7 protein-coding genes are annotated in these 11,977 nt (G+C 35.1%); 3 read left to right on the top strand and 4 right to left on the bottom strand.

Annotated elements, in window-relative coordinates:
• Positions 1-72 precede the first annotated feature (72 nt).
• From CLU83_RS04490 to CLU83_RS04500, 3 genes are read left to right on the top strand one after another with little or no spacing between them, the layout of a single operon-like run.
• Positions 73-2,235 (top strand): family 43 glycosylhydrolase, encoded by a 2,163-nt coding sequence (locus CLU83_RS04490; RefSeq protein WP_100433614.1) that lies wholly within the window; start codon positions 73-75, stop codon positions 2,233-2,235.
• A gap of 29 nt (positions 2,236-2,264) precedes the next feature.
• On the top strand, positions 2,265-4,226 hold the full coding sequence (locus tag CLU83_RS04495) for a glycoside hydrolase family 97 protein (RefSeq protein ID WP_100430504.1): 1,962 nt from the start codon (positions 2,265-2,267) through the stop codon (positions 4,224-4,226).
• Positions 4,227-4,229: 3 nt separating this feature from the next.
• Positions 4,230-5,543 carry a DUF6055 domain-containing protein gene (locus tag CLU83_RS04500; protein ID WP_100430505.1) on the top strand — a complete coding sequence of 438 codons (1,314 nt, stop codon included), beginning with the start codon at positions 4,230-4,232 and terminating at the stop codon, positions 5,541-5,543.
• 80 nt (positions 5,544-5,623) lie between these two features.
• On the opposite strand, the gene CLU83_RS04505 is transcribed toward CLU83_RS04500, so the two are convergent.
• The 4 genes from CLU83_RS04505 to CLU83_RS04520 all read right to left on the bottom strand — a co-directional run bounded on the left by CLU83_RS04505 (position 5,624) and on the right by CLU83_RS04520 (position 11,940).
• Positions 5,624-7,012: an aminopeptidase P family protein gene (locus tag CLU83_RS04505; protein WP_100430506.1), complete on the bottom strand. Its 1,389-nt coding sequence runs from the start codon at positions 7,010-7,012 to the stop codon at positions 5,624-5,626.
• Positions 7,013-7,045: 33 nt separating this feature from the next.
• On the bottom strand, positions 7,046-9,193 hold the full coding sequence (locus CLU83_RS04510) for a DPP IV N-terminal domain-containing protein (protein WP_100430507.1): 2,148 nt from the start codon (positions 9,191-9,193) through the stop codon (positions 7,046-7,048).
• Between the two features lie 46 nt (positions 9,194-9,239).
• Positions 9,240-10,913: a M1 family metallopeptidase gene (locus CLU83_RS04515; protein ID WP_100430508.1), complete on the bottom strand. Its 1,674-nt coding sequence runs from the start codon at positions 10,911-10,913 to the stop codon at positions 9,240-9,242.
• A 172-nt stretch (positions 10,914-11,085) separates the two neighbouring features.
• Positions 11,086-11,940, bottom strand: coding sequence for an AraC family transcriptional regulator (locus CLU83_RS04520; RefSeq protein ID WP_100430509.1), 855 nt, complete (start codon positions 11,938-11,940; stop codon positions 11,086-11,088).
• Positions 11,941-11,977 lie beyond the last annotated feature (37 nt).

The following is an 11,977-nucleotide window of genomic DNA, read 5'->3' on the forward strand; positions in this document are numbered from 1 at the left end:
TATTAATTGCCTTTGTTATTTTTAAGAATAAAAATTGACCAAATGGCTAGGGCTTTAAAAATTAATAATAAAATGATTAAAAAGAACACGTTATTCATCTGCTTTTTACTCTTTTTTATAGTAAGCAGTTATGCTCAAGAAAAAGTAAATGTTAACTTAGTTAATGCTGGAAATCCAATTTTACCAGGCTATTTTGCTGATCCCACTATTAAAAAATTTGGTGATATTTATTATATCTATGCTACTACCGATAATGAAATGCTGGCTTCTGGAACTCCAACGGTTTGGTACAGCAAAGATTTAAAAAACTGGTATAATTATACGATGGAAATTCCTCCGTTTACATCAAAGCCAATTACTAATTTTTGGGCTCCGGATATTTTAGTAGGCAATGACGGTAAATATTATTTGTATTTTGGCAACTGCGAAATTGGCTGTAATATATATGGTTACGTATCTGATACGCCGATTGGGCCATGGAAAAAATTAGACGAAAATGATAAGCCAGTAATTTCTAATGGATACCCAAGAGAAGGTTTTCCATCATTAGACGCACAGTTTTTTACAGATACCGATGGTAAAATATATGGCTATTGGGGGACTTGGGTGCACTATAATGGAGGATATGCTGTGGGCGAGCTAAATGGTGCTACGATGAAAGACATGGTGAATTCAAAAAATATTCCTTTGAGCCAGACTCCTAAGCCTTTTGAAGCGGCTTATATGATGAAAAAGGGCAGTAAGTATATCCTAATGTATTCTGGTGATTCCTGCCACGATGAAACCTATAATGTGAGATATTCTTATGCAGATACACCTTACGGGCCTTTTACAGAAGGCGCTAATAACCCAATTTTAAGTACAACCGAAGATAAAACCACGCATGGTCCCGGACATCATTCGGTTTTACAAGATGGTAATGATTATTATATTGTTTACCATAAACACGATTACCCGATGACTCGTGGCGGTCTTGCAAGGCAGGTTTGTATTGATAAAATGATTTTTGAAAATGACTCTACTATAAAAGCGGTAGTTCCTACTTCTAAGGGGATTGACAATATTGTAAAATCAAATGTGCCTGAAAACATTGCTTTAAACGCAAGTGCAGCCGCATCATCTTATTATCATTTGCAATCTTTACAATACGATTATAAGTACGAACCCAACTTTGCTGTTGATAATAATAATGCAACAATGTGGAAAGCAGGTAATAATACATTTCCACAAGATTTAACGATAGATTTAGGCAGTGCAAAAGAAATAAAAAGGGTAATGACCCAATTTGAGTTTGCAAGCTATTACTATCAATATAAATTGGAATATTCGGCAGATGGCAAAAACTGGAAAGTATATGCTGACAAGTCCCAAAATCATACGTCTGGCAGTCCTATGATCGATGATAATGCTATTTCGGCACGTTATTTAAAGCTAACAGTATTAGGTACGGAAAAAACAGGGCTTTATGCTGCAGTTTGGAATATTAAAGTATATAGTTCTTTGTTTGAGATTCCTTTGCAATTAGAAAATAAAAAATCAAATAGAGAACCTGCTGCTGTAAGTTCTCATAAAATGCTGATTGACCTTGATATTATTGGAGAAAAACAAACAAACTCTTTGGTTAAATTACCTAATAAAGGTTCTATTGGAGGCACTTTTGCAAAAGAGGGAAAAGTAACTTTAGAAACAGATGATGAAGGTATAAAAGCAATCAAGTTTACCAATGGCACTTTAGTATTAGACAAACCTGTTCCAAAAAGTTTAGCTTGGAATGGATCGTATACTGTTGCAACTTGGGTAAAGAATCCGGAAGTTGACAAAGAGGGAGAAATTTTAGCATCATGGTGTGACAGAAATCAATACAATCTGGCAAATTCATACAATGCATTAGCTTACAATAGTGGTCATTATGGTGCTGCGCCACATTTGGACGGGCATTTTGATATGAAATACAATCAAGTTCCTGAACAAAATAAATGGCATCATATTGTATTGACTTTTGATGGAGTTGTAGAGAAAATTTATGTTGATGGCGTACTGGATAATTCGCAGAACATGATGCTGTCATCTGCAATTGATAAAGCTAAAATTATAATTGGTGCTTCAGATGTTGGAGAAAATTACACTGGTTATATGGTTTCATTAAAGATGTATGATTATGCACTCGGCAAAGAGGAAATAACTAATCTGATGAAAATATCGATGCCAAAAAAGGATAAAGATTCAAAGAAATAAAATAATGTTTAAGTAACAGATTCAAAATAATGAAAAAAAGACTATTCGTTTTATGTGGTTTATTATTAGCTATATATCAAGTTTCCTCTCAAACGTATGAGATTAAATCTCCGGACGGACGCATTCAGATTAAAATAAATAATTCGGGCAAAATTTCATGGACTGCTTCATTAAATGGAAATCTGATTATTGAGAATTCTGAAGCTGGAATGGATTTTTCAGTCAATACTGATTTTGGTTCTAATCCAAAGGTAAAAAAGCATACTATTAAGAGTGTGTCTGAAAATATTCATGCTATCGTATCACACAAGGATGCACAAATAAAAGATGAATATACAGAGCTTTCGATTACGTATCAAGGGAATTACAAACTTAATTTTCGTGCTTATAATGATGGTGTGGCCTATCAGTTTATAGATGAAGCCAAAGTGAAACGCGAGGTGATTTCAGAAAAAGTATCTTTTACATTTCCAAAGGGATCACGTTCTTTATTTCCTCAGGAAGAATCAATGTATTCGCATAACGAGCGTCTGTATTTAGATAAATCTTTACCTGAAATTGCTTCTCAGGATTTTTGCAGTTTGCCAGTTTTATTTACGACTGATAAAGCAAAGGTTTTATTTACTGAAACTGCACTTCACGATTATCCAGGCTTGTTCTTAAAAGGTAATGGCAATACAACTCTGGACGCTATTTTTCCAAAATATGTTTTAGAAGCGGTGGATAAAAACGGAAATTCAGACCGTGTGCAGACCATTACAAAAGAAGCTGATTATATAGCTAAAACAGCTGGAGATAGAGCTTATCCTTGGCGTGTATTTATGATAAGTGATGATGACCGCACATTTGTAGAAAGTAACCTGACGTACCAATTGGCAAAACCAAATGTGATAAAAAATACAGATTGGATAAAACCTGGAAAAGTTGCATGGGATTGGTATAATGCTAACAATATTTTTGGTATTGACTTTAAAGCGGGTCTAAACACAGAAACCTACAAGTATTTTATTGATTTTGCTTCAAAAAATAAAATAGAATATGTTATTCTGGATGAAGGCTGGACAAAATCGACTACTCAAATTCTTGACTTTAACCCATCCATGGATGTCAAAGAACTGATTCAATACGGTAAAGAGAAAGGCGTTGGAATAATACTTTGGGTACTTTGGAAACCCTTAGATGCAAACTTGCTTCAGATTTTAGAGACATATAAAAGCTGGGGAGCAAAAGGAATTAAAATTGATTATATGCAGCGAAATGATCAGTATATGGTAAATTCTTATGAGCAAATTGCCAGAGAATGTGCTAAACTTGAGCTGTTGGTTGATTTTCATGGTGCATTTAAGCCTTCAGGTTTAGAGCGTATGTATCCCAATGTTTTGAACTACGAAGGAGTAAGAGGAAATGAAAATAATAAATGGAGTGATGAAATTACGCCAGAGCATACAGTAACTATTCCATTTATCCGTATGGCTGCAGGTCCAATGGATTTTACGCCAGGTTCGATGGTTAATAAAGAGCCTAATAATTTTGCCATTAGTTTTGAACGCCCCATGAGTTTAGGTACGCGTGCGCATCAGGTAGCGATGTATGTAGTGTATGAAGCACCATTGCAGATGATGTGTGAATCGCCTTCGATTTATTATAAAGAACAGGAAACAGTTGATTTTATTGCACAAATACCAACTGTTTGGGACGAGACAAAAGTACTTCATGGTTCTGTTGGGAATTATATTGTAGTTGCTAGGAAAAAGGCAGATAAATGGTTTATCGGAGGTATGACTGATGCCGATGCAAGAGAGTTACCGATAGATCTTTCTTTCCTTGGCGACGGGTCTTTTTCGATGGAACTATTTGCAGATGGCATTAATGTTGACACATTTGCACAGGATTATAAAAAGGAAATTTTGGAGGTGAATAAAAACTCTAAAGTGACAGCTAAAATGGCTTCAGGAGGAGGCTGGTCTGCAATTATTACCCAAAAGCAATAACGAATGAACAACTTTATAAAAAGCATCGTTTTTCTTTTTTTATCATTTATTAGTTTTGTGAATGCTCAAGAAAATGCTTTAGTTAAAAAATTATACATTCCTGCTAAAGTTTGGTCTGTTCCGGATAATAACAATTATGATTCTCCAGACAGCGATTACAGTTATAGCCGAATGATAGAATCGGATAATATTGCTATTTTTTGGCACAAAGAATACGGCAATGATCCCATGCTAAACGCAGATGTCACAAAACGTTTTGACCCTAAAACAGCGATAGCTGAATGTGAGCGCTTTTATAGTTTTTATGTAAATGACTTAAAATTAGTTCAAAAAGGACAATCAGTAAGCGATAAATTCAAATTGCTGATCTATGTTTTTGGTGGTGATGAAAATACTGCTTTTGGCGGTGGAGAAGAGGAAGTAGGGATTTTGTGGACACCAGCAGCACGAATAAATAAAACTCCTTACGGGGCTTTGGCACATGAAATTGGACATTCCTTTCAATACATAAGTCAAATTGATACTAAAACCGGATTCGATGGGACAATTATGGAAATGTCTGCACAATACATGCTTTGGCAAGTATATCCAGAGTGGATGACATTTGAAAATTATCATCTAAAAGATTTCTTGAAAGGTACTCATTACGCATTTCTGCATCCTGCAAATATGTACCATTCTCCTTATGTGCTTGAATATTGGTCTAACAAATATGGTATAGAATTTTGGGGTAAATTAAACAGATCAACCCAAGCAGGAGAAGATTTAGTTATGACCTATAAAAGAATTAATGATTTATCACAAGAGCAATTCAATGATGAGATGTTTGATGCATCTCGAAAGTTCATTACTTGGGACATGAAAAGGGTAGAGGATGTGGCAAAACCATATCGGAATTTGCATACAACAAAATTGAACCAAACGGAAGATGGATGGTACCAAATAGATGCCTCTAATTGTCCGCAGGATTATGGTTACAATGGCATAAAACTTAGTGTGCCGGTAACAGGAACAAAAATAAAATTAAACTTTAAAGGTTTGGCTGGAGCCAAAGGATATAATGCTGTTTTAAAAGATAAAGCGGGCTGGCGCTATGGTTTTGTTGCATCACTAAAAGACGGAAATCGAATTTATGGCGAAGCTTTTAAGAACAATGAGGGTAAAGCTGAATTTGTAGTTCCAGAAAATACAGAATATTTATGGTTAGTAGTTAGTGGCTCTCCAAATGGGCATGAAAAACATTCTTGGGATAATGAAAAAGAAGTGTATAGAGATTTTCCTTATAAGGTGAAATTCGTAAATACAAAGCCTCTTTAGAACTATAAGATTACAAAAAAATGGAGCTCTAAAGCTCCATTTTTGTATAAACTAATTTAATAATCTTTTCCAAACTCCGTTTAATAGTTTCTTAATGACTCAATATCTTCTGCTTTTTTGGCAAGAGGCTTACCTAATAACCTATAGCTATCTTTTGTAATTAAGAAATCTTCTTCAATGCGAATACCCCCAAAATTTCTGTATGCCTGCACTTTATCGTAATTAATAAACTCGCTGAATTTCTTTTCAGCCTGCCACTGGTCTATCAATTCTGGGATGAAGTAAATACCGGGTTCTACTGTTAGGACAAATCCTTCTTCAAGTTCTTTTCCAAGACGCAATGATTTTAGCCCAAATTCGGTGCTCTTTTTTAATGTATCGGTATAGCCTATGTATTCTTCGCCAATATTTTCCATATCATGTACATCCATTCCCATCATGTGTCCTAAACCGCATTGAAAGAACAGCGTGTGAGCACCTGTGGCAACGGCTTCGTCTAAATCTCCTTTTACTAAACCAAGTGATTTCAATCCAATTAAAATTTCTTTGCAGGCAACGAGATGCGAATCTCTAAATAAAGTTCCCGGTTTAAGAGTTGTTATTGCAGTTTTTTCAGCCTGTAGAACAATGTTGTATATTTCTTTTTGCTGTGCTGTAAAAGTATTGGAAACAGGGAAAGTTCTTGTCATGTCTCCTGCATAGTGCATGTTGTTTTCGGCACCGCAATCACACAAAACCATTTGACCATGCTGTAAAATGTTACCGCCTGCATGATTATGTAAATATTGTCCATTTACAGTTAAAATAGTTGGAAACGCAAGATGACCGCCAAGGCCAGTTGCAGTGCTTTCTACTTGTGCAGCAACTTCGTATTCAGCCATTCCTGGGCGGGCTGTTTGTATTGCTTTCAAATGCATTGCTGCTGTTATATCAATTGCTTTTTCAATTTCAGCAAGTTCTTCATTTGTTTTATAAGAGCGCTGCGCAACTATAGCTTTTGATAGTTTTACAGAAGCTTTTTCTGCCAATGACAACGGAGAAATTTCAAGCCAATTGCTTAGTTTTAAGGTTAGAGCCGAACGGTATGGAGGCAGAAAATGTATAGCCTTTTTTTGCTGTACTCCTTTTTTAATTATCGCTTCCGCAAAAGATAATGGCTGAACCGCACTAATACCTGATTTTTCGGCAGCAATATTCAATGATTCCTGAGGTCCTGTCCAAACGGTTTGCTCGATTGTCAAATCATTTCCAAACAATATCTCAATATTTGCATCGACATCTATTAATAAAAATAGGGAAGGACGGTCGATTCCTGAATAATACAAAAAACTGCTGTCCTGCCTAAAGTGGTAGATATTGTCTCGGTAATTCATGCCAACCTCTTCATTCCCGGGAAATATAATTAGGCCGCTTCCAACTGCTTTTTTTAGGACTTGCCTTCTATGGATATAAGTTTCTTTGCTAAACATTTTTTTTGTGCTATTTGTGTGTGTGAACTAGATTTATCTGCCTCCGCCAGGGCAGTGTTCTCTTAAATATTGAGTGAATAATTGCGCTAGATGTTCAGAGGTTCCTTCTCCTTCATTGATGCTGTGCGTGCGATTTGGATAACTCATCATTTGAAAATATTTACCGTTTTTTACTAATTCGTTGATAAGCATTTCAGCTCCTTGATAATGTACATTATCATCGCCGGTGCCATGAACAAGCAATAGGTTGCCTTGAAGATTTTTAGCATAAGTAATCGGAGAACCTTTTATAAAAGGTGCTGCGTTTTCCTGCGGTAAACCCATGTAGCGTTCCTGATAGATGTTATCATACAATAATTGGTTGGGTACAGATGCAATGGCTATTCCGGTCTTATAAATCTCAGGATATTGAAACAAAAGATTTAAGGTGGTCGATCCGCCGCCGCTCCATCCCCAAACGGCAATTCGGTCGGAATCCACAAATGACCATTTTAATATTTCTTTGGCCGCCATTGCCTGATCCCTAATGTTTAAAATCCCTATTTTTTGATATATAGATTTTCTCCATTCTGCACCTTTTGGAACTGGAGTTCCTCGGCCATCTAAACTTATTTGAATATATCCGTCTGCTGCAATATCTCCATTGTATAAAAAGGTGCTTGCATAACCAGCGGCATCTTTTACGGTTGCTCCTGCGGGTTCGGTATAAACATAAAATACAACAGGATATTTTTTTGTTTCGTCAAATGGAGTTGGTTTAATCATCCATCCGTCAAGAGTTATGTTGTCACTTGTCGTAATCTGAATCATTTCTACATTGCCGCTAGGAGTCTTGTTACTGCTTATTTCCTTAATCGTTTTGTGGTAAGAAAGATTTACCCATTCTGATACTTGCTGGTTTTTATGATTAGAAAAATTATGCATTCCATATTTTGCATCAGCCGATAAATTATAATCATGCGTGCCAATCTCATCGCTAGGAGATACTTTTATTAATTCTCCTTTTCCGTTTAGCAATGTTTTATATAAGTACTGTTGTGTCGCATTTTCAGGCGAAGCTAAAAAATAAGCAAAACCATTCTTTTCATCTATTGCTTCAAGACTTATTATGTCATATTTTCCATTAGTAATTAAAACTTCTTTGCCAGCTTTGTCAATACGGTACAACTGGCGCCATCCACCTTTCTCTGATAGAAAGAGGAAATCTTTTCCGTTATTGATCCATTTCCAGCCTTCATTTTCAGTTGGTAATACATCAATCCATGAATTATTTTGTTCGGAGTAAATTTGTTTTGCTTCACCATTTTTAGGATTACATAAAAAAAGTTTAGCTTCATTTTGTTTTCGGTTTAGCTGTTCAACCAGTATAGAAGAACCATCCGGCACCCATTGCATAAGCGGGATATAATGTTGCTTTGAATCACCGGGAATAGCCATCCAAGTTGTTTGCAGTGTAGGTATATTTGCTACCCCTATTTTGCAGGCAGAAGGGTCTTCACCCACTTTTGGATATTCAACAGGAATTGTGTACGAGTATATAGAATCGGTATTATTGATTAACAGGAAGTTTTTAATTTTAGTAGCATCAATCTGCCAAAACGCAATATTTTTTCCGTCAGGGCTCCAGCGAAAACCATCTCTGCAGTCGAATTCTTCTTCATAAGCCCAGTCAAAAGTTCCATTAATTAAACGGTCAGTCCCATCTGTGGTCAAAGGAGTTATTTTTCCCGAAGCAATATCTTCAACATATAAATTATGCTTGCTCACATAAGCGACAGAATTGTTGTCTGGAGATAGTTTAGCAAACATCAGGGAAGATTCTGGTTTGCCTTTCCCTATCTGATGCAGCTCATTTGTTTCTTTATTGAAAAGCCAGTAATCGCCTCTGGTTTCTCGCCTCCATACTTTTTTTGAATTGGTATAGATTAAAACCAATTTTTCATTTTGACTGAACTCAAAATCTTTAATAGCTAATGATTTTCCGTTTCCTTTTGGAACAAGCTGTGATGCATCAATTATTTTTGTTTGAGTGAAATTTGGTAATTGATACTTGATGATTTCTCCTTTTTCTACAGAATAATAACTGCTGTTGTCATTGCTCCATTTTATTTTTTGTGCATTGGCTGTAATAAAAAACAGATTAAGCAGTAAACAGAAAAATAGATGAGTTAATTTTTTCATTATTTAGGACATTGTAAATTATTAATAGTTATCAAATGATTGGTTTCTATTTTACGACTGTTTTCAAAATTGGATTTATATAATACATTTTGGTAATTGCTTCTGCATTGAATAATGTTTGTTGTTCTTTACTTGCAGAAATATTTTGCCAATCATCAGAAGGTATTATCTTTATTTTTACAGCGTCATTTTTTAAAGTTAAAGGCAGATTAAATCCCTTTACGCAGTTAGTGTAACGATAGAAAATTTTAGTCTTGTCGGCATTAAAATAAAACTCAAAATTTGGAATTTGCGTAGTTCTAAGATATTGGTCGAATACCTTACTATAATCGAAATTAAGGTGTTTTGAAACGTAATTTTCTACCTGTTTAGAAGTAACAGTCTGATGATAAAAATCTTTTCCCAGACTTCTTATTATATTTCGAAACAAGCTGTCGTTATCAATTCCATGGCGTATTGAATGCAGCATATTGCCAGCCTTAGGGTACATATCACCACTTCCTTGAGCATTAACATTGTAGCTAGGGGTGATGGGTCTGTCATTTTTTATTCCTTGTCGAGTCCCAGCATTGTATTCATTTCCAGCTTGTTCTCCAAAAATGTAATCTACAAATAAAGTTTCACTATAATTTGTAAATCCTTCGTGAACCCACATATCTGCCAAGTCATTTGTTGTTATATTATTTCCAAACCATTCATGCCCGCTTTCGTGGATGATGATAAAGTCCCATTTCATTCCCCATCCAGTTCCTGAGAGATCTCTATCTCTATATCCAGGTTTATAATGGTTGCCATAAGAAACAGCACTTTGATGTTCCATTCCAGTATGCGATGTTTCAATGAGCTGATAGCCGTCTTCATAAAAAGGATAAGGTCCCATCCAGTATTCAAATGCATTTAGCATATTATGAACTTCCGTTGGCATATAGTTTTTAGCCTTTTCTAAGTTGTAGTCCAGTACCCAATAGGTCAAGTCTAAATTTCCTTTTACCCCTTTATAGTTTTCCTTAAAGTTTACATACTTGCCTATATAAGGAATAATGCAATAATTGCTGATAGGATTTACAACAGCCCATTTGTATGTTGCAGTTCCATCGTTATTGTCTTTCTTGAATTCTAATCTTCCGTTGGCAATAGCTACTAATGTATCAGGAACGATCATCGTAAGGCTGGCGCCTTGATTAGGTTCGTCGCTTTGATGGTCTTTACAAGGATACCATACTGATGCTCCAAGTCCCTGACAAGCCACTGTCATCCAGGGACGGCCTAATGCATCTTTGGTCCATATCCATCCGCCATCCCAAGGGGCATTAATAGCTTCATGAACCTTTCCGTGATAAAAAATGTCTATTTTATGAGTTATTGCTGTTTTAGATTTAGGCGTTTCAATATACCAGACACTGCCTTCTTTTTTGAAACTTAATTTTTTTCCAGATTGGATTACGCTGTCTATAACCAAAGGATTCTGCAGGTCGATCTGCATTTTGGTGTTGTTTTTTCCATTAGTTACTTTATAGGTTATGGAGTTGCTTCCTTGAATTATTTTGTTGCTGTAATCCGGTTTTACAGTGATGTCATAGCGCAAAACATCCCACCATTGTCTTTCTTTAGTAATGCTTCCTCTTAGTGTATCAGCAAGAGTATACACTTTTGAATTTTGCCCAAAAGAGAGTAGATTTAAACTGAGAAAAATAAAAACCAATATGTGCTTTCTATCCATGCTGTTTTAATTTTGATATGTTTTTATTAAGTTGGCTGCTTTCAAAAGTATGTGGTTTTTTATAGAGTGGATTAGATTTTATTATCAATATCGAATACTATATTACTTGTTTAAGTTTTAAAATTAGAAATTTTGGATATTTTTTATAATGCAGATCTGGCGTCAATTACTTCTATGGATTGGAAAGTGAATTTTTAAATTCAAAAGGCGTTTTCTTTTTTATTTCCTTAAATTTTCTGTTGAAATTTGAAATGTTATTGAATCCGCAGAGTTCTGCTATTTCAATCACGGAGAGTTCCTTGTTTTTTATTAATAGTTTGGCAGCCCGCTCTATTCTTATTTCGATCAGAAACTGAAAAAAGGTTTTGTTTGTTCGGACTTTAAAATATTTGCAGAAAGCATTTTTGGTCATGTTTGCAATTTCGGAGATTTCCTGCAGCGTAATGTTTTTCTGGTAATTTGTCATTACAAAATCAAAAACCATCTGCATTCTTTTACCTTCAGCATCTGTAAATGGTTTGTCGTATACTGAATTAGATAAAGGCTGTTTATCTGCTTGGTCAAATAATTTTAAAAGGTTGAAAAAAATAATAAAGCGGTCAAAGCTATTCGCATTTTTAAATTTATCAAACTTCCTTTTAATAGAAGAAGGGGCGTTTTTAATAAGGATTCCATTTTTTATATCTTTAAAGAAACCATTTGTTTTTTTTAATTCAGGAAGATCAAAAAAATCTTTGCCAAATGCATTTTTCGAAAAAAATATGGTAAGCATAACGGAGAGTGACTGATTTTCTGTTTCTTCAGACCGAAAGACATGAGGCAGATTAATTCCCATTATAAGGATGTCGCCTTTTTCATATTCGGTAATCGTATCACCAACCAAAACTGTTCCTTCTCCTTTTTTTATTAAGCTGATCTGAATTTCTTCATGCTGATGGTATTTGTCATAAAAAACAAATTCTCTGTCTTCTTGATATAAGAATGCTTCTTCGTTAGATTTTGGTATTTTAAACGGAAATACTTTCATACAGATTTATATTTATTTGCGACTAAGTTATAATTAA

Source organism: Flavobacterium sp. 1 (genome assembly GCF_002797935.1).
Lineage (GTDB): Bacteria > Bacteroidota > Bacteroidia > Flavobacteriales > Flavobacteriaceae > Flavobacterium.

Coding starts and splice junctions, on each gene's coding strand:
- CLU83_RS04505 (WP_100430506.1), bottom strand. CDS start 7,012: ATGTTTAGCAAAGAAACTTATATCCATAGAAGGCAAGTCCTAAAAAAA.
- CLU83_RS04520 (WP_100430509.1), bottom strand. CDS start 11,940: ATGAAAGTATTTCCGTTTAAAATACCAAAATCTAACGAAGAAGCATTC.
- CLU83_RS04490 (WP_100433614.1), top strand. CDS start 73: ATGATTAAAAAGAACACGTTATTCATCTGCTTTTTACTCTTTTTTATA.
- CLU83_RS04515 (WP_100430508.1), bottom strand. CDS start 10,913: ATGGATAGAAAGCACATATTGGTTTTTATTTTTCTCAGTTTAAATCTA.
- CLU83_RS04495 (WP_100430504.1), top strand. CDS start 2,265: ATGAAAAAAAGACTATTCGTTTTATGTGGTTTATTATTAGCTATATAT.
- CLU83_RS04500 (WP_100430505.1), top strand. CDS start 4,230: ATGAACAACTTTATAAAAAGCATCGTTTTTCTTTTTTTATCATTTATT.
- CLU83_RS04510 (WP_100430507.1), bottom strand. CDS start 9,193: ATGAAAAAATTAACTCATCTATTTTTCTGTTTACTGCTTAATCTGTTT.